Below are 17,729 nucleotides of genomic sequence, written 5' to 3' on the forward strand. Positions count from 1 at the left end.
GGAAGATTCGGGAAAGCCGTTCGCGGAAACTCAGGGCGCCAAGCTGAACCAAAAGGTCGATCCGTGGCCAGGTGTGGACTCCGCCCACACTTTGCCTCCGTGGCGCTCGACGATCCGCTTCACGTTGGCGAGCCCGATTCCCGTTCCGGGGTACTCGCTCTGGCTCACCAGCCGTTCGAACGGCCGAAAGAGCTTATCCCGGTATCGCGGATCAAACCCAATCCCTTCGTCTTTCACGAAGAACGTCCCGTCTCGGGCTCCCACTCGCACCGTGCCGCCGTTGGGTGAGAACTTCACTGCGTTCTCCAGCAGGTTCAGGAGGACGAATTTGACCAGCTTCGGATCACCGACCGCCTCCAAACTTGGATCGATTTCTAGCGAAACATGCTCGCCGAACCCGTCCACCAGCTCCCTCGCTACCTGAGCGGTGAGATCCGATAGGTCGAACCTAACGAACTTCATGTCCTGACGAGAAATCCGAGAGAGCTTCAGCAGCTCGTCGATCAGCACTCCCAGGTGTTTTGCATTGTGGGCCTGCCGTTCCAGCAGCGAACGCTCCTCCGGCGACAGCTTGCCGCCCGTTTCTTCCAGCAAGATCATGCTCGTCGACATGATCGCCCGGAGCGGTGCGCGGAGATCGTGAGAGACGGTGTAGGTGAACCCCTCCATCTCGCGGTTCGCGTCGACCAGTTCGGCGGTTCTGGTTTCCACTCTCGCCTCAAGCTCCTGGTTCAGCTCCCTCTGCCGCCGGTCGGCGAGGGCCAGCGTTTGTTCCTTGGTCTTTTGATCGTGGATATCGACGCTCGTCCCGAACCACTCGGTGACTTCGCCATCGCCGCCGAGGATCGGCTCGCCACGCTCCAAGAACCACCGGTACTCTCCATTCTTCGTCCGGTATCTCAGCTCCGCCTCGTAGGGCGTCCCGTTTCGAAGACAGTCCCACCAGATTTTCCGGCTCGGCTCCAGGTCTTCCGGATGGATGAGCGCCAACCAATCGTCGGGGGTCGGCTGCAGCCCGGGAAGGCCGGTAACCTCGGTCCAGCGGCGGTTAACCCACCGCGTATATCCTTTGCCGTCGAGCACCCACACGAGGCAAGGCACCAGGTTCGCCAGGCGCTCGTATCGCGCCTCGATCTCTTTGCTTTCCGTGATGTCGATCCCCACGCCGTGGACCCACGCCGGCTTGCCCGAGGCGTCGAACGAGGCGCGCCCGCGTCCTTCCATCCATCGCCAACCCCCGTCGGCGTGCCGGAAACGGAACTCCATTCGGTAATCCTCTCCGGTTCTAAGTGCCTTTCGCACCGTCTCAGCGACGCGCTCGACGTCGTCGGGATGGACCAGCTTTTCGAACTCGACCCGTCCCTTATCGCCGGCGAACGCCCCCGGTTCGAGCCCAAAGAGCGCCTCCAACTCCGGTGACCACTTGATGACGTCCGGTTCGACGCTTCTCGACCAGTAACCCATGCGCCCACCGAGCAGCGCCAGCGATAGCGAGCGCCGCGCGTCGCGCAGTTCCTCTTCCGCCTGCCGGCGCTCCGTAATGTTTTGCGCCAATCCCACGAACCGGATCGCCTTTCCGGCCTCGTTTCTCACCACGGTTGCCCGGAGCGAAATCCACCGGGCTTCTCCTTCCATATTGCGAATCAGAATCTCTTCGTTCAGCTCGGAGGTTTCGTCGACCGCCTTCACCGTCGCCATGTAGATTCTCTTTTGGTCCGCCGGGTCGATCCGCTCGAAGAACACCGTCCGGCTTGGCGCCACATCCGACGGAATTCCGGTGATTTCATGCATCTCGCGAGACCAGGTCATCAAATCCGTGGCCAAATCCCACTCCCAGATCGAGGCTCGCGCTCCCTGCAGCGCGAGCGCCAGGCGCGCTTCCGCGCGCTTTCGTTCCGAGATGTCGCGGAAGTAAACGGCGAGGCCGGAGGGCGAGGGATACGCATGAATCTGCAGCCAGATGTCCGCCTGAGTAATCGCAAACTCAAAGTGGATCGCCGTCTGCTCTCGCATAGCCCGGCGAAACTCCAGCTCGACCTTGGTGCCGACCAGTTGAGGAAAGAGCTCCCACTGGCTGATCCCGATCAGCTCCTCTGGTTTCCGTTGGAGCATTTCCGAGGCCACGCGATTCGCGTAAGTGAACCGGAACTCGGTATCGAAGGCGACGAACGCGTCGGTCGTGCTCTCAAAAAACGACTCCACCGGCGACTTCGGGACCTCGACGGAAGGCGACGCGGGCTCTTCCAAATGAACGCCGGCCCAACCCTGTAACGTCCCGGCTTCGTCCTTGATCGGGTTCGCCCGAACGCAGACCGTTCGCCGTTCTCCTAAGGCGGTCAAGTAGGTGTGCCGACGTTCGAACGGCTCACCGGCCGCGATCCCGGATCGCCAGGTCCGCTCTTGCAGGTTGCGCACCTCGGGAGATAGCCACTGGATCCAGCCGTCGCCCAACACGTCCTCAAACGAACGGCCGATCATCTCCAAGAGTGCGGAGTCGACGTACGTCAATCGGCCCTGCGCATCGCTTGCCCATGCACCCAACCCGCACGCGCCGATGGCCGCCAACAGAGCTTCCCGACTCAGTTCTTGGCTATCCGCCTCGTGCGTTCTTTCCAACCTCTCCCCAGAAGCTTCGATAGCGGTTCGTTCAACCTTTCGCGTCCCGACTCACGACGATAAATTTCGTACCCACAGGATAACCCACCTGCCGATTTATCTAAGATTCTCCGCGACCGCAGCCAAAGTCTCTCCTTCCCGTTCACGAAGTACTTCATCGGCGATCGTCCGCTCCTAAGAATCTTTCCGCCGAGCGTCGTCGATCCCGAATCTAATTGCCGCTATAGTAGCGGTAGCATGCTTTTCCTTTCCCCTATACTTCTCGCTATGACATCGATGTCGGGGATTATCGAGCCGGGGGCGACGCTTCAGCAGCTTGGGACCGGATATTCCTTCACCGAAGGACCGGCGGTCGACAAACACGGGAATGTGTACTTCACCGACCAGCCGAACGACCGGATCATGCGCTGGGACGTCGACGGGACGATCACGGAGTGGAAGAAGCCGGCCGGCCGGTCCAACGGAATGACGTTCGACCACAAAGGAAACCTGATCTCCTGCGCCGACGGCGGCAACGAGCTCTGGAGCATCGCGCCCGATGGCAAGGTAACGGTTTTGGTCAAGGACTTCGGCGGCAAGCTGCTGAACGGACCGAACGACGTCTGGGTCCGCCCCGATAACGGCATGTATTTCACCGATCCACTCTACGTCCGCGACTATTGGACCCGAGACCCGGCGATGCAGCAAACCGGCCGTAACGTCTATTTCCTCTCCGCCGACCATAAGGTGCTGCGGCCGGTGGACGTCGACATGAAGCAGCCGAACGGACTGGTGGGAACGAAGGACGGCAAAACGCTCTACGTGAGCGACATCGACGGTGGCAAGACCTACCGTTACCACATCGAGCCGGATGGCTCGCTCAGCCAGAAGCACCTCTTCTGCGAGCTCGGCTCCGACGGAATGACCCTCGACAACGAAGGAAACCTGTACCTAACTGGCCACGGCGTCACCGTCTTCGACAAGACCGGAAAGCAGATCGAGCACATCGACATCAAGGAAGGTTGGACCGCGAACATCACCTTCGCCGGCAAAGACCGCCATCTTCTCTTCATCACCGCCAGCAAAAGCGTTTATGGCCTGCGAATGCGGGTGCACGGCATTCAGTAGAGTCCACTAGATTCGGATTGGCGGATTATTCTTACTCGGGCGGACCGCCCGAGATACTCATGGGCGAGCCGCCCGTGCCACGGTACGGGGGTAGAATGTAGGTTCGCGGCGGCCCCTGCGCCCGCGAATCCCCCTTATGCTAAGAGCCGGTAACGTCGGCCTTCCGAACGTCGGAAAGTCGACTCTTTTTAATGCGGTCGTCGCCAATGCCAAGGCCCAAGCCGCCAATTTCCCTTTCTGCACCATCGAGCCGAACGTGGGCGTCGTAGCGGTGCCCGACAATCGCCTGAACGTGCTGGCCGGCATTACCGGCTCGATCGACACGATTCCGGCCCGGCTGGAATTCGTCGACATCGCCGGCTTGGTAAAGGGCGCGAGTCAGGGGGAAGGTCTTGGAAACCAGTTCCTGGCCAACATCCGCGAGGTGGACGCCATCGTGCACGTGGTCCGGTGTTTCGAGGACGACGACATCATCCATGTCGCCGGCTCGGTAGATCCCGAACGCGATATCGAGATCATCAATATCGAATTGGCGCTTGCCGACATGTCTCAGGCCGAGCGCCGGCTGGATAAGGCGCGCAAGGAGCTGCGCACGAAGAAAGAGGCCCAGGTCGAAGTCGACGCGCTCGAGAAGATCGTGCCGATGCTTCAAGAGGGGCTGCCGGCGCGGTTAGCGAATCTGACGGACGACGAGCGGTTCTCCATCCGCTCCTTGGGGCTACTGACGCTCAAGCCAGTGATCTACGCCGCCAACGTCTCGGAAGACGATCTTGCCGAGGGGAACGCCTACGTGGAGAAGGTTCGTGCAATCGCCGCCCATGAAGGCGCGCAAGTGGTCGTGATCTCGGCCCAAGTCGAATCAGAGTTGGCCGAGCTTCCGGAATCCGACCGAGCCGAATTCTTAGAGTCGCTGGGAGCGAAGGAAGGCGGTTTGGCGTCCCTCATCCGGGCAACCTACGATCTCCTAGGACTACAAACCTACTTCACCACCGGGCCGAAAGAAACGCGCGCCTGGACCATTACCAAGGGGATGACCGCCCCGCAAGCCGCGGGAGTCATTCACTCCGACTTCGAGCGAGGGTTCATCCGCGCCGAGACCGTCGCGTACACCAACCTTGTCCAGTCCGGCTCGATGGCGGCGGCGAAGGAGAAGGGTTTGGTCGGAAGCGAAGGGCGCGATTACGTGGTCCGAGAAGGGGACGTTATGCTGTTCCGCTTCAACGTCTAGCACCGCTATAGTAGTGACGTCGATCGTCGTGAAACCACATGCAGCCGCCCCCGCGGCTGCGCCCAAAAGACCCGACCCTGAGGATTGTACGAGCGTCTTAGGTCCCGCGCGCTCCCGGCGGACGCGACCTTCGATGAAGAATGGACCGGCCATGAATTCGATCGAGATAGGACCCCGGCTCTGTCTCTTCGGCCGACCCCGCCTCCTCGCCGGCGGGCGCGTTATCGACGGGTTTCTCACGAAGCGAAGCGCCTTCATCCTCGCCCGGCTCGCAATCTCGCATCAGCGGCAGATGTCGAGAGCCCAGCTTGCCGAAGTGCTCTGGCCGGAAGATGGGTACGACGCCAGCCGCCTGAGGCTCCGGCAAGAGCTCTCTCGCCTCAGAAAGGTGTTGGAAGAATACGAGGGAATCCTCGTAGCCACCGGCGAATTCATCCGGCTCGACACGACCGACTTCGAGCTCGACATCGAGGAGTTCGAGCGATGCGCCCGGGCCACCCGCGAAACCTCCGATCCTAAACGTCTCGAGTCCAACCTGCGAAGAGTGGTAGAGATCGGCTCCGAACCGTTCATGGCAGAAGCCGACGAGGACTGGATCCGCGTCGAGCGGATCCGCCTCAACGTCATCCGTTACGGCGCACTCGTCGACCTGGGGACGGCCCAGATTGAGGCTGGAAATCCCGAAGAGGCATTGGCGATGGCCCGCGATGCCATCACCATGGTTCCGGAGCGAGAGGGAGCCCATCTCTTGGCGGTTCGAGCCTTGGAAGATCTTGGCCATCGGGCGGACGCGCTTAGCCAGTTCGACATTCTTCGAAGCATCGTCAAAGACCGGCGAGGCGGACGCCTGTCGACCAATGCGGAAGGGGTGGCGGCATCGCTGGTCCCCACCCGCGCCGACCCCGCGGTGGGACTTAGATTCCAGTTCCCGGCCCCGGTCGAGCCGCTGTATGGGCGCGACGTTCAACTGCAGCAAGTCGTCGAGCGTCTCGACCCGTCCAACCCCGAAATTAGGCTCCTGAGCATCCTCGGCATGGGAGGGATCGGCAAGACCCACCTGCTTCGCCACTCATGCTCGAGGCTCTCGAGCCCCTACAGTGGACGTGTCGCCTTCGTCGATCTCTCGGATTTGGACGATTCGTCCCTCGTGCCCACCACGATCCTGCACTCGCTCGGTCTGGGATACGCCCCGACCGACGATCCGACGACCCGGCTGATCCGAGTTCTTTCCACGGCTCCGGTGCTTCTCGCCCTCGATAACCTGGAGCAATTCGGCCCGGCGATCGCCCCCCTCCTCCGCCGTCTCCTCAGCGAAGTGCCGGCATTGCGGATCCTGGCCGGGAGCCGCGTTGCGCTGCAGATATCGGGCGAATACCGCTTGACTCTTCCCCCACTTCCCCTCCCCCACGAATCGGCCGAACGGCAGGAGGCGGAGACCTCGCCGGCAATGCGGCTCTTCCTGAAGGCGGTAGAAGCGGATCAGATCGGCCCCGGCCTCCGGCGCGAGGACTGGCCCACGATCTCCAATATCGTCCGCCGCATGGAAGGGGTCCCGCTTGGGCTTCAGCTCGCCGCCTCGCGGATGCGAACGCTCGGCCCGGCCACACTTTTGCAGGATCTAGACGAAGGTTTGAACCTTCTGGTCAACCGTCGCGAGGACGCGCCGGAGCGTCACCGGAGCCTTCGAAACGCGGTCGTGGGCAGCTTCAGCTACCTGGACCCTAAGCTGCGCGAGGCGCTTGCTTCGCTCTCCGTGTTCCGCGGCGGCTGGACCCTGGACGCGGCGGAGCAAGTTTGCGGGATCGCCGATCCCACCCGGACGATGGAGCGGCTCATCGATGCCTCCCTGGTCTACATCGCCACCGAAGGGCCTCGAATTCGCTTCCGGATGCTGGAGACCATCCGCGAACATGCCATCGAGCTGCTTGACGAAAATAAGAGCGATCTTCTCAAGCAGCGAGTCGTGGCCTGGCTGGTCGACCGATCCCACCTCGTAGCCTCGGAGTTGGTGGGAGACGCGGTCCGGCAGGAGATCGACCGGCTGGTACCGGAAATCGACAACCTTCGGGAGGCGCTGACCTACTCCCTTGACCACGACATTGAGTCGGCTCTCATTTTTGGCGGCAACTTGCCATCCTTTTGGCTCTATCGAACCAACGGCTACGAAGCCCATCAGTTCTACATTCAGCTCTTCGAACGGTGTGGGGATGCTCCGCCTTCCCCGCCGCTCTTGCGCGCGGCCTACGGGTACGCGTTGATCGCGCATTTCCTTCAGACCCCTAACCGGCCGGAGGTCTACGAGCGCGGCCTAAGCATTGGCCGGCAAATCGGCAATCTGTCCTATGAAGTCAAACTTCGGGTTTTTCAGGCGTTCTTCGCCCAAAACTCGATCCAATACGACGAGTGCCGGGCGATCTTGGAGGGGATCGATCGATTCGTCGAGGAAAACGACGCCTTTGAAAGCGCCGGATTCGTGGATAGGATCAAGGGAATGTTCCTCCACTACCAGGGGCAGCCCGAACTCGCGATCAAGCATTTTCGAGACGCGACCTCTTGGTTCAACTCCCGCGGTGAGCTCTTCTACCAAGTTCGGACAAGGGTGAATTTTGCGCTTGCCGCCCTCGACGCCAGCGACATCGACCTGGCGCAAGCAGTACTCGCCGGGCTGGATGAGCAAGCCGCCGAGATCGGCTTCACGCTTCTGGTGCCCGCGATCGCCGTCGCCCAAGGGCGAACCGATCTCCTGCGGGGAAGACTGGACCAGGCGGTGAGCGCCTTCGAGAAGAGCATCTCGGGATGGCAAGAAATGGGATCGACTTTCCAGGAGGGGGATGTTTGGACCGCATTGGGCCGAACCTACCTGGAGCAGGGGCGTCTTGCTGAAGCCAACGCGGCGTTCGGCAACTCAGCAAGGCTTTGGAAAACCGGCTACCCAGTCGCGCTGGCGGTTGCCTTGTGCGGCCTTGCGGCGGTCCAGTACCGAATCGGAGAACCGGCCCGGGCGGCTCGGATGTTGGCGGTGACCCGCCGTGAATGGGCCGACGCGGGCGCGAAGTTGATACCATTTCACGCCGAGTTCGCTAATCGGTTAGAGGCCGACCTGTTGTCCACCTTAGGTATCGAAGCCTTGGAAACTCCGACGCTGACGCTGGAGGAGGCGGTTCTGCTAGGGCGATCGCTCCCGGATTAATACTCGGCATATGCTTCGTCGACATAGCAGTACAGCCATCTCTCGCCAGGCTCGGCCGATGCGGCGACCGGGTGATTCTCGGCAGCGGCATGGCGGCTCGCATGGCGATTGGGTGAAGAGTCGCAACAGAGCGTCGCTCCGCACGTTTGGCAGGTGCGAAGGTGCACCCAGTGGGAGCCAATCTTGAGGCACTCCTCGCAGGCGTGCGCCTTGGGCGTCTTCAGCTCTTCGAGCTGTTGGATATGGGCGCAGATAGTGGCTTTCATTTTCTGAATCGTAGCATCGGCAGGGGATCAGAAGTCGCCCTTGGTCGTCAATACTTGCATGCCAAAACTGCGCGCCACGCTCATCAATTGCTCCTTGAAGGGAGCGAATGAAAAGTCGAGCACTCAGGCGATGTTGAACAAGGTGATCGAGGTTTTGGAGAGGCGCGGAGTCGAATGCAAGACGATCCGGGCAGTCGAGGCGGGGATCAAGTTTGGCGTGGAGAGCGATATGGGGCCGGGTGACGGATGGCCGCCGATCCGGCAGCAAATCCTTGACTCGCAGATTCTGGTGATCGGCACCCCAATCTGGCTAGGAGAGCGGTGCTCGGTATGCCAGATGGTGCTCGAGCGGATGGACGCGATGCTCAACGAGACGAACGAGCAGGGACAGCTTCCGCTGTACAACAAGGTGGCGGGGGTCTGCGTGGTGGGCAATGAGGACGGGGCGCAGAACGTAGGGGCCGGCGTTCTCTACAACCTTATGCAATTCGGCGCGACGATCCCTCCCAACGCCGAGGCGTATTGGGTCGGTCCGGCCGGTGGCCAAGACGATTTCGTCGACGTCGCCCAGGACGACAAATATGTCCGCAAGCTTGTGAGCTACTTGGGCAATAACCTCGTTTTGATCGCGCGAATGCTCCAAGACAACCCGATCCCGGCGGAAGGGAATCGGTCCGAAAAGTAATTCGGGAGGTTCGTCTCGTGTATCGGCCCCTCGAGGTGGGGGACGTGGCATGCTATTGGGGAATGACGATCCTTTCCCGCATCCAAACCCCGGCCGGCCTCCGGTGGACGCTCGACGGCCGATCTCTTCCGTCCGGTTTGAGCTTATCGTTCTTGCTTGGCATGGGACGCGAAGAGATGATGCGGGTTCTTACCGCGCTTCCAACCGAAGAGCTGGATGGCACTGCGGTTGCTCCGATCGAGCCGACTCAAGAGGTGTGGGCGAGCGGCGTGACGTACTTGCGAAGCAGTGTGGAGCGGCAGGCGGAGTCCTCGGTCGCCGACGTGTATGCCAGGGTCTATGAGGCGGCGCGGCCGGAAATCTTTTTCAAGACGCTTGGTCGGCGAGTCGTCGGTCCGGGAGGAAAGATCAGGATTCGCCGCGACAGCGACTGGAACGTGCCCGAGCCCGAGCTCGTGCTCGTCATCAATCGGTCTGGCGAGATCGTCGGCTACACGGCGGGCGACGATGTGTCGAGCCGAAGCATCGAAGGGGAGAACCCGCTCTACCTACCCCAAGCGAAGACCTATGACGGCTCTTGCGCGATGGGACCCGGCATCGTTCTTGCTGCGGACGATGAGCTTGGCGACGTGCCGATCCACTTGTCGGTCGAGCGGGCGGGATCGAAGATCTTTGCGGGCGACGCCCGCACTTCGCAAATGAAGCGCTCGTTCGCAGACCTAGTTTCATATCTTGTCCGAGAAACGACGTTCGACGACGGGGTCTTCCTCTTTACCGGTACCGGCATCGTCCCCTCGCAGGATTTCACGTTGCTGCCCGGCGATGACGTGACGATCGCGGTAGGGGACGTCACCCTGCGGAACGCGGTCTCCTAGTGCTTGCAACCACGAACCAGCCTCGAGGGTAATCAGTCCTACTGGACTGACTACCCTTGGAGAGCAAATATGAAAGCACCTATCGCCCTTGCAGCAACCTTGGTCATCGGCACGTCTCTTGTTGCGGCCCCGTCGCCGGTTCAGGCGCAGACGACCGTTCGACATCACCATCATCATCATCGCCTGGCGACCATCGCCACTGGAGTCGGTGCGTATGCGCTGGCCAAGCACAGCCACCACGGTTTCTTCCACAAGCACCCGATTTTGACCGGCGCCGCCGCGGCTTGGGCGATGCATCACCACCTCAAGCACAAGCACCATTAAGCGTCGCGACGTAGCATCGGCCGGGAGCCGATGCTACGATAGACTCGTTGCCAAACCCTGACCTGTACGACGTCGCCACAACCTCTCCCGGTCCCCTGGGGGAACTGCCGCTGACGGCGGAGATGCTGCTGGATCGCCCTTCGGGCGATCTGTTCGGTCTCTCTCAAGACGCCGGAATGGGGTGGGATCCGGCGAAGCTGGGCGGGAACGAATTTCTGATCCTCTCCACTCTGGGCGGACTTCGGGATGTCGACGGGAAACCGATCGCCCTCGGCTACCACACCGGACACTGGGAAGTCGGGCTCTTGGTGCGCGAGTGCGCGGAGGAGTTGGCGCGGCAAGGGGCGATCCCGTTCGCGGGCTTCGTGTCCGATCCGTGCGACGGCCGGACCCAGGGGACGACCGGGATGTTCGACTCCCTCCCGTACCGAAACGACGCCGCGGTCGTTCTGCGGCGCTTGATTCGCTCGCTCCCCAATCGTCGCGGCGTGATCGGGGTAGCCACCTGCGACAAGGGGCTGCCCGCAATGATGATGGCCCTGGCGGCGATGCGCGATTTACCGTGCGCCATCGTGCCCGGAGGAGTCACACTACCTCCCGCCCATGGCGAGGACGCGGGCAAGATCCAGAGCATCGGGGCTCGATTCTCGCACGGGTTGATCACCTTGAAAGAAGCCGCCGAAGCAGGTTGCCGAGCGTGCGCGACTCCCGGCGGAGGGTGTCAATTCTTCGGGACCGCCGCGACCGCCCAAGCGGTAGCCGAGGCGCTGGGAATGACGGTGCCCCACGCGGCGCTGGCGCCGAGCGGGCAGCCGATCTGGCTGGAGATCGCCACGCGAACCGCCTTGGCGATGCTGGAGCTCGACCGAAACGGGATCGACGGCAAACGGATCCTCACCGATAAGGCGATCGAGAACGCGATGCTCGTCCATGCGGCGTGCGGTGGCTCGACTAACCTCCTCATCCACATCCCCGCCATCGCCCACGCAGCGGGGCTTCGCCGGCCGACGGTGGAAGACTGGAGCCGGGTGAACCGCATGGTTCCGCGCCTAGTGGACGTTCTGCCGAATGGTCCGGCCGACCACCCGACGGTGCGTCTGTATCTGGCCGGCGGTGTCCCCGAGGTGATGCTTCACCTGCGACGAATGGGCGTGCTAAACACCGACTGCCTTACCGTAAGCGGGAAAACGGTGGGCGAAAACCTGGACGAGTGGGAAGGCTCCGAGCGGCGGCAACGGGTTCGCCAAGTTCTCGTCGAAAAGGACGGGGTGGATCCGGACGACGTAATCTCCTCACCCGACCAGGCGGCCGCGAAGGGGCTCACGCGCACCCTTTGTTTTCCGGTGGGAAATCTTGCGCCGGAGGGGAGCGTCATCAAAGCGACCTCGATCGATCCGTCCGTGGTAGGGGACGACGGCGTGTATCGCAAGCGCGGGCCGGCGAAGGTTTTCACGAGCGAGCACGCGGCAATTGCCGCGATCAAATCGGGCGGAGTCAAAGCCGGTGACGTGATCGTGCTCACTTGTTGTGGCCCGCTCGGGACCGGGATGGAGGAGACGTATCAGCTTACGAGCGCGTTGAAATACCTTCCTTTTGGAAAGGAGGTCGCGTTGATCACGGATGCGCGATTCTCCGGCGTCAGCACGGGGGCATGCATCGGGCACGTCGGCCCCGAGGCGTTGGCGGGAGGGCCGATCGGGTGCGTTCGCGATGGCGATACGATCGAAATCATCGTCGATCGTATCCACATGACGGCGACGGTGAACGTCGTCGATCCGCCGGATTTTACGTCGCGCCCGTCGCGCGACGACCTGTCGTCGCACCCACTCCTGCCCGACGACACCCGCCTCTGGGCCGCCCTCATCACCGCCAGCGGCGGCCTCTGGGGCGGGTGCGTCTACGACGTTGAGGCGATTATCGGCAAGCTCAGTGGCACTGGCTTCTAGCCAGTGGATCCCAAGGGCATCCTGCCCTTGGCCTGTTCACACGACCGGTACGGTCGTAGGGTTCATCGGCTGGGAGCCGATGCTACGTTCACGACCAGGATGGTCGTGATACACACGGGCTGGAAGCGCCGTGCCACGTCTAGCCGTGGCCTCCGTGGGCGGAGACGATCATCGTTTCGAATCGCTTCCGCTGATCCGGGTCGAGATGGGCTTCGATCTGGGCGGAGGCGGATTTGAGAAGCTCGCTAGCCTTTTTCTGACGTTCCTTCGAAGTTAGTTTAGGATCGTTGAAGAGCGACGACATCTTCTCCTGCACATCGTCGACGACCTTCGACACCGCCGAGCGCTGGGCGGGGTTAAGGTTCAACCCGGCGGTGAGCTTGTCGGTCATTCCCCGCGACTGCGAAACTTTCGGTCGGTGCTCGCTCCCGTGCAAAGCGGTGTGACGCGGAGAGGCGAGATAGATGGCGCCGACGGAGCCGCAAATCGCCAATAGGGCGAGGAGAACGACGAGAGATTTCTTCCGGTGGTTGTTCATGCTATTTCTCGTTATCGAAAGTGGTGTTCGCCAAGAACCACGCCACGATTTGGGTGCAGTCCGACGACTCGGGCGCGCTGCAGTAGCTCGTTAGATCGGTGGGCGAAAGCGTGTCTCCCTCTCCGATTTCGTGAGTCCGCGCCTTATTGCCGACGACGTATTGATCGGGGCGGGTGACCCCGTGGCGCTGGGCAAGCGATTTGCAGTGGCCGTCCGCATAAACGTAGTTGAGCCGGCCCGAGTGGCGCGCCGACCCGGCGCCGTTCCACTGCTCGAAGACCGCCAAGCGATACTCCTCGGTCGACCAAGTATCGCCGTAGAGAAAGGTCGTGGAGGGGGCCGTTAGCTCCGAACCCGGCTTTCCGGGCAGGATGAAGTCGTGGATCCCGGGCGCCGGCATCACCGGCTTTAAGAGACCGATCCCGTCGTCCCAGGGGTTGTAGAAACCCCAGTTGTAGCCGTATCCATAGCAGCGGCCCTGCCCTCCGTCAAGGTTCATGCAACCGGCGTCGGCACGGCCGGGGCAGTAGAAGATTTCGTCGGATCCGGCGTACCGCTGAAGCTGATTCCGCACCGGACTGCCGTAGGTCCCTTCGCTCACGTAGGCGGGCTGGTAGGCATCGTCGTGGTCTGCCAGGTACAGCGCTTCCGCGTTGCCGAGCTGCCGCAGGTTCGACGCGCACGTCGTTTTCTTGGCGGCCTCCTTGGCCTGCGCGAAGACCGGAAACAGAATCGCGGCCAGGATGGCGATAATCGCAATCACCACCAGTAATTCGATAAGGGTAAACCCCCGTCTTGTCATCTTTAACTCACCTTGCCCTCCCGATTCGGGCGGCAAGGAAGATCATCCCGCTAAGAAATGAACGAAAAATGAACCGCGATAAAGTGGAAGTCGACGGGATGACTATTCTTCTGATCGAGGACGACTCCGCAATCGCCGATGTGATCGGCCGCGGTTTGAGCGCGGCGGGCTACCTGGTAAAGACCGCGGGTGACGGAGCCGCCGGCCTCGAACTGGCGCTCGGCGGCAGCTTTGGCGCGGTGGTACTGGACCTCATGCTTCCCAAGCTAAGTGGCTTTCAGGTCTGCGAGTCGCTTCGCGCAGCCGGGGTCTCCACTCCGGTTCTGATGCTCACAGCGAGGGATGCGGTGCGCGACCGGGTGCAGGGACTGAACACCGGTGCCGACGATTACCTAGTGAAGCCGTTCGACTTCGAAGAGCTGCTGGCGCGAGTGCGTGCCCTCTTGCGACGCGACAAGGTGAACCGGGGAAAAGTCGTCCGGATCGCGCATCTCACCCTCGATACCGACGCTCACGCGGTCTGGATCGACGGCCAGGAGGTCGACCTCAAACCGCGCGAGTACGCGCTACTGGAGGCACTGGCGCTGAACGAGGGACGCGTGCTCACGCGCGATTTGATCCAGGATCGGATTTGGGATAACGAGGAGAGCTTTTCGAACGTGGTCGACGTTCAGATCAAACGGCTTCGAGACAAGATCGAACGGCCGCACCTTCCCAGGCTTATTCAAACGGTCCACGGTCTCGGGTACTCGCTCCGACGGCCAGATTACGAGGCGCGATGATCATCCGTTCTTTGCGCCTCCGGCTGACCCTGTACAACGCCTCGGTCTTGGCCGGGGCGCTGGTCCTGAGCGGCTTGGTCCTTCACTACCTTGTAGCCGGCGACTTGATGCGTCAGGTCGATACCGAGCTTCTGGGAGAGGCGCGGGGGCACGAACAGCTTACAAACGCGCGAAATGGCGACCGGCTGACCGCAGCGATGAGTCAGCTTCGAAATGCGCTGGGAAACGGTGAAGAGCTTCGCGTGCCGATCCGCATCTTCGACATCCACGGGGTTCCGATTCCGGCCACGACGTTGTTGAATCCTCACCCGCCTGGACCCTATGAGTGGCATTCGTTTCGCGTCGCAAGCTCGGGTACGACGGACTACCGGCCCATTACTCTCGACGGGGAGGCCGCCCGGTTGATCTCCTATCCCGTGGTGTCGGGGGGACAGGTTCGGTTCGTCATCGAGACTGTGCGATCGGTGCGGGAGCAGGATCGGACGGTTAGACATCTCGATGGGGTTTTGATTCACCTCATCCCGTTCGCCCTGATCGTGGCGATCTTCGGCGGCGCGTTCTTGACCGGACGAGCGTTGAAGCCGATTCGGTGGATGGCGGAGGCCGCCGAGACGATCGACGGTGAGAACCTCGGACGCCGGTTGCCGGAGACCAGGCCGGACGAACTGGGGCGTCTGGCCGCGGTCTTCAACCGGATGTTAGGGCGGCTGGAGTCGTCGTTCGACTCCCAAAGCCGTTTCATCGCGGACGCCTCACACGAGCTACGCACGCCGCTGACCGCAATGAAGGCGAACACCAGTCTGGCACTGTCCGGACCGCCGTCGACCGAAGAGTATCGGGTCGCCCTGCAATGCGCCGACCGCGCGGCCGATCGTATGACGCGTCTGGTTAACGACCTTCTCTTTCTCTCCCGATCCGACGCCGGCCAGTTGGAGCCGGTACGCGAACCCGTGGTGGTCGCCGAAGTAGTCGATTCCGTGTTCGACATGTTTAGATCGCAAGCGACGGCCGGCGGCGTGAAGCTGGAAAGTGAAGTTGACCGCAGTCTGGTGATCGGGAGCGACGCCCGGTACCTCGAGCGTTTACTCTCGAACTTGGTTGCGAACGCCCTTCGGCACACGCCACCGGGCGGCAGAGTGACGATCAGCGCCACCCCGACCGAGATCCGGGTGCGCGATACCGGATGCGGCATCGCCCCCGAGCACCTCCCGCACCTTTTCGACCGTTTCTACCGAGTCGACCCCTCCCGTTCCCGCTCCGACGGCGGCACCGGCCTCGGGCTGCCGATATGCCAGGGAATCGCTCGGGCGCTGGGTGGGTCTATCTCACTGTCGAGCAAGCCGGGGGTGGGAACCGAGGTGACGTTCACTCTAACATCTAAGAGTACGAGTTGAGACCATTCCTTTCCTCACTACCGGAAACCGGAGGCGGCCTAGTGAAGATGAATGTCGTCGACGGAGCGCTCGATGAACGCCCAGAGATGATCTTCGATAGGTTCTGGCTCATCGTAATATAGGAAGTCGATCTCTGACAACCGCTCACACACCCCATCTCGGTCAACGGCCTGATCAAGTGCTTTAGGGTCGGTGAGATCCACGGGGCCTAGGACGGCAATTGCCTTTGCGACGATTGAGGCCGTTTTTGGGCAACCGATCGATTCAAGCGCCTCAACAATGATCGGCGTAGACCCTAAGTCATAGGCGAAGAATCCATAGAAGCCATCCGCCCCTACCTGGGTATCCAACCAATCTACCGCGACGATCATCCGCTCTGCCTTGGATAACTCGCTTTGTGGCTTTAACATCAAGTGACGGACAACGACGAAGAGCAGATCTGTCTTTGTATCAGGTCCGACGATAGGCAAGAGTTCTTGTAACGTCTTACTTCTATACTTTTCGAATATCTCTCGTGGATCCATATCCGTCTCGTGTGAATGTCGCTTCTGCGAATCTACCTAATACCGATCCGTTCGCCCTCATCCACTACTTTTACGATCTCCATGACAAGGTCTTGATGAGAATATTAGCGACTCGGAACCCTACGATGGCTCGAGTGAAAAGTTCAGGACAAGCGGACGGGGAAGGTTGCCGGCCGAATCGGGAAGCCGGAACTCGATGCCACCTTCGCTCTCCCAGAAGGAGACTGGATCGTCGGAGCCGAGCAACCGCAGTTCGGCGCCGGCCGAGGGCCGGAGCGCTTGAAGGCCGTGCACTGCCTCATCAAGCAGAAAGGCAAACACCCGGTTCCCTTGGCGCGTGAACCGGGTCTCCCCCTCCGAATAGGGGGCAATGGCTCGGGTGGCATAGATCGCCTCTCCGTTGACCGTCATCCAGTCGCCGATCTCGCGCAGGCGCTCCATGGCCGGCTTGGGGAATTCCCCTTCCGGGGTCGGTCCAACGCCCAGAAGGAAGTTTCCGCCTTTCGACACGATGTCGATGAGCATGCGCAATATCTCCGACGTGGAGCGGTAGACGTCGCGCGGATGGTATTTCCAGTTTTCGGCCATGCACAGGCACGACTCCCACGGCTCATCCAGCGGAGCGTCCGGAATCTGGTGCTCGGGGGTGATGAAGTCTTCGAATTCGTCTCCCACCGTCCGGTTGGCCACGATGAGTCCCGGCTGCAGTTCGCGCGCCATCGCGATCATCTTGGGCATGTCGAGGCTCTCGTTCCGCTCGTCCTTCACCCAGCCGGCATCCAGCCACAGGATGTCGATCTTTCCATAGTTCGTCATCAGTTCCCGGATCTGGCGGTGGGTGAAGTCGACGAACTTATCCCATTCCGGCGTGCCCTGAGTGTTCGCTTGGCGGGTCACGACCGGCTTATCGGGCGACCAGTAGTGCGGCGAGTGCCAATCCGCCTTGCTGAAGTAGCACGAGATCGCCATTCCGCGCGACTGAAACGCATCGCAAAGCCCCATATAGACGTCCGAGCGCGGGTCGGTGTGGAACGGACACTCGGGCCCGGTGATGCGGTACTCGGTCGTCGAGGTGTCCCACATGCAGAACCCGTCGTGGTGCTTCGTGGTCATCGCCACGTACCGGATGCCGGCGTGCTTGGCCACCTCCGCCCACTTCTCCGCGTCGTACTTGATCGGATTGAAGCTGCGGTTCAGCGCCCAATAGTCGCGCTGAAAAAGCTCGAGGTCTTTCCCCCGGCTGGTCCAACACTCCATGCCGTCGTTGCGAGCCCATTCGTCCCCGGGCGAGAGCGGCCAAGACTCGCAGCAGTCCCACAGAGCGTACGGCCCCCAATGAAGGATCAGCCCAAACTTCTGATCCTGAAACCACTCCAGCCGCTCGCGCAGCCACTCAGGCTTCTCTTTAAGGGGCTGGTCTGTGTGGGCGATGACGTCTTGGCGGGTTTCCAT

The 17,729-nt window shown here is 61.6% G+C and carries 15 protein-coding genes; 9 read left to right on the forward strand and 6 right to left on the reverse strand.

Annotation, left to right across the window (positions count from 1 at the left end; genetic code table 11):
* Nucleotides 1–30 precede the first annotated feature (30 nt).
* The gene (locus OP10G_RS23935; RefSeq protein ID WP_025227179.1) at nt 31–2,616 is read right to left on the reverse strand and encodes a PAS domain-containing sensor histidine kinase; all 2,586 of its coding nucleotides are present in this window, start codon (nt 2,614–2,616) and stop codon (nt 31–33) included.
* Nucleotides 2,617–2,883: 267 nt separating this feature from the next.
* Between OP10G_RS23935 and OP10G_RS03950 the strand changes: the two genes are divergently transcribed.
* From OP10G_RS03950 to OP10G_RS03960, 3 genes are all read left to right on the forward strand, one after another.
* A complete protein-coding gene (locus OP10G_RS03950; RefSeq protein WP_025227178.1) occupies nt 2,884–3,723 on the forward strand; it encodes an SMP-30/gluconolactonase/LRE family protein in 840 nt (279 codons plus the stop codon).
* A gap of 136 nt (nt 3,724–3,859) precedes the next feature.
* Nucleotides 3,860–4,951 carry a redox-regulated ATPase YchF gene (gene ychF, locus OP10G_RS03955; RefSeq protein WP_025227177.1) on the forward strand — a complete coding sequence of 364 codons (1,092 nt, stop codon included), beginning with the start codon at nt 3,860–3,862 and terminating at the stop codon, nt 4,949–4,951.
* A gap of 151 nt (nt 4,952–5,102) precedes the next feature.
* Nucleotides 5,103–8,141 carry an AfsR/SARP family transcriptional regulator gene (locus tag OP10G_RS03960; protein ID WP_025227176.1) on the forward strand — a complete coding sequence of 1,013 codons (3,039 nt, stop codon included), beginning with the start codon at nt 5,103–5,105 and terminating at the stop codon, nt 8,139–8,141.
* On the opposite strand, the gene OP10G_RS03965 is transcribed toward OP10G_RS03960, so the two are convergent.
* Nucleotides 8,138–8,407 (reverse strand): UBP-type zinc finger domain-containing protein, encoded by a 270-nt coding sequence (locus OP10G_RS03965; RefSeq protein ID WP_025227175.1) that lies wholly within the window; start codon nt 8,405–8,407, stop codon nt 8,138–8,140. The genes OP10G_RS03960 and OP10G_RS03965 overlap by 4 nt on opposite strands.
* Nucleotides 8,408–8,465: 58 nt before the next feature.
* Here OP10G_RS03965 and OP10G_RS03970 point away from each other — a divergent pair, with 58 nt between their 5' ends.
* The 4 genes from OP10G_RS03970 to OP10G_RS03985 all read left to right on the forward strand — a co-directional run bounded on the left by OP10G_RS03970 (nt 8,466) and on the right by OP10G_RS03985 (nt 12,237).
* Complete coding sequence (locus OP10G_RS03970; protein ID WP_025227174.1) at nt 8,466–9,092, forward strand: flavodoxin family protein; 627 nt, start codon at nt 8,466–8,468, stop codon at nt 9,090–9,092.
* Between the two features lie 62 nt (nt 9,093–9,154).
* Nucleotides 9,155–9,967 carry a fumarylacetoacetate hydrolase family protein gene (locus tag OP10G_RS03975; protein WP_025227173.1) on the forward strand — a complete coding sequence of 271 codons (813 nt, stop codon included), beginning with the start codon at nt 9,155–9,157 and terminating at the stop codon, nt 9,965–9,967.
* Nucleotides 9,968–10,036: 69 nt separating this feature from the next.
* Nucleotides 10,037–10,291: a hypothetical protein gene (locus tag OP10G_RS03980; RefSeq protein WP_025227172.1), complete on the forward strand. Its 255-nt coding sequence runs from the start codon at nt 10,037–10,039 to the stop codon at nt 10,289–10,291.
* A 38-nt stretch (nt 10,292–10,329) separates the two neighbouring features.
* On the forward strand, nt 10,330–12,237 hold the full coding sequence (locus OP10G_RS03985; RefSeq protein WP_038472489.1) for a YjhG/YagF family D-xylonate dehydratase: 1,908 nt from the start codon (nt 10,330–10,332) through the stop codon (nt 12,235–12,237).
* A gap of 139 nt (nt 12,238–12,376) precedes the next feature.
* Here OP10G_RS03985 and OP10G_RS03990 read toward each other — a convergent pair whose 3' ends face one another.
* Together OP10G_RS03990 and OP10G_RS23940 are read right to left on the reverse strand one after the other, a co-directional pair.
* Complete coding sequence (locus tag OP10G_RS03990) at nt 12,377–12,775, reverse strand: hypothetical protein (RefSeq protein ID WP_025227170.1); 399 nt, start codon at nt 12,773–12,775, stop codon at nt 12,377–12,379.
* Between the two features lies 1 nt (nt 12,776).
* A complete protein-coding gene (locus OP10G_RS23940; protein WP_025227169.1) occupies nt 12,777–13,577 on the reverse strand; it encodes a prepilin-type N-terminal cleavage/methylation domain-containing protein in 801 nt (266 codons plus the stop codon).
* A gap of 68 nt (nt 13,578–13,645) precedes the next feature.
* Here OP10G_RS23940 and OP10G_RS04000 point away from each other — a divergent pair, with 68 nt between their 5' ends.
* Both OP10G_RS04000 and OP10G_RS04005 read left to right on the forward strand, forming a co-directional pair.
* Complete coding sequence (locus OP10G_RS04000) at nt 13,646–14,359, forward strand: response regulator transcription factor (protein WP_227625055.1); 714 nt, start codon at nt 13,646–13,648, stop codon at nt 14,357–14,359.
* Nucleotides 14,356–15,753, forward strand: coding sequence for an ATP-binding protein (locus tag OP10G_RS04005; RefSeq protein WP_025227167.1), 1,398 nt, complete (start codon nt 14,356–14,358; stop codon nt 15,751–15,753). The genes OP10G_RS04000 and OP10G_RS04005 overlap by 4 nt, the downstream gene beginning before the upstream one ends.
* Before the next feature lie 38 nt (nt 15,754–15,791).
* Here the strand turns inward: OP10G_RS04005 and OP10G_RS04010 are convergent, their stop codons facing one another.
* Nucleotides 15,792–16,223, reverse strand: a complete 432-nt coding sequence (locus OP10G_RS04010) for a DMP19 family protein (protein WP_227625056.1) — start codon at nt 16,221–16,223, stop codon at nt 15,792–15,794.
* 174 nt (nt 16,224–16,397) lie between these two features.
* The gene (locus OP10G_RS04015; protein WP_025227165.1) at nt 16,398–17,729 is read right to left on the reverse strand and encodes an alpha-L-fucosidase; all 1,332 of its coding nucleotides are present in this window, start codon (nt 17,727–17,729) and stop codon (nt 16,398–16,400) included.

It is taken from the genome of Fimbriimonas ginsengisoli Gsoil 348 (assembly GCF_000724625.1).
Taxonomy (GTDB): Bacteria; Armatimonadota; Fimbriimonadia; order Fimbriimonadales; family Fimbriimonadaceae; genus Fimbriimonas; species Fimbriimonas ginsengisoli.

Excerpts from the sequence above, each read along its gene's own strand:
- OP10G_RS03950 (WP_025227178.1), top strand. The coding sequence starts at position 2,884 with ATGACATCGATGTCGGGGATTATCGAGCCGGGGGCGACGCTTCAGCAG.
- ychF (WP_025227177.1), top strand. The coding sequence starts at position 3,860 with ATGCTAAGAGCCGGTAACGTCGGCCTTCCGAACGTCGGAAAGTCGACT.
- OP10G_RS03960 (WP_025227176.1), top strand. The coding sequence starts at position 5,103 with ATGAATTCGATCGAGATAGGACCCCGGCTCTGTCTCTTCGGCCGACCC.
- OP10G_RS03965 (WP_025227175.1), bottom strand. The coding sequence starts at position 8,407 with ATGAAAGCCACTATCTGCGCCCATATCCAACAGCTCGAAGAGCTGAAG.
- OP10G_RS03970 (WP_025227174.1), top strand. The coding sequence starts at position 8,466 with ATGCCAAAACTGCGCGCCACGCTCATCAATTGCTCCTTGAAGGGAGCG.
- OP10G_RS03975 (WP_025227173.1), top strand. The coding sequence starts at position 9,155 with ATGACGATCCTTTCCCGCATCCAAACCCCGGCCGGCCTCCGGTGGACG.
- OP10G_RS03980 (WP_025227172.1), top strand. The coding sequence starts at position 10,037 with ATGAAAGCACCTATCGCCCTTGCAGCAACCTTGGTCATCGGCACGTCT.
- OP10G_RS03990 (WP_025227170.1), bottom strand. The coding sequence starts at position 12,775 with ATGAACAACCACCGGAAGAAATCTCTCGTCGTTCTCCTCGCCCTATTG.
- OP10G_RS23940 (WP_025227169.1), bottom strand. The coding sequence starts at position 13,577 with ATGACAAGACGGGGGTTTACCCTTATCGAATTACTGGTGGTGATTGCG.
- OP10G_RS04000 (WP_227625055.1), top strand. The coding sequence starts at position 13,646 with ATGAACCGCGATAAAGTGGAAGTCGACGGGATGACTATTCTTCTGATC.
- OP10G_RS04005 (WP_025227167.1), top strand. The coding sequence starts at position 14,356 with ATGATCATCCGTTCTTTGCGCCTCCGGCTGACCCTGTACAACGCCTCG.
- OP10G_RS04015 (WP_025227165.1), bottom strand. The coding sequence starts at position 17,729 with ATGGAAACCCGCCAAGACGTCATCGCCCACACAGACCAGCCCCTTAAA.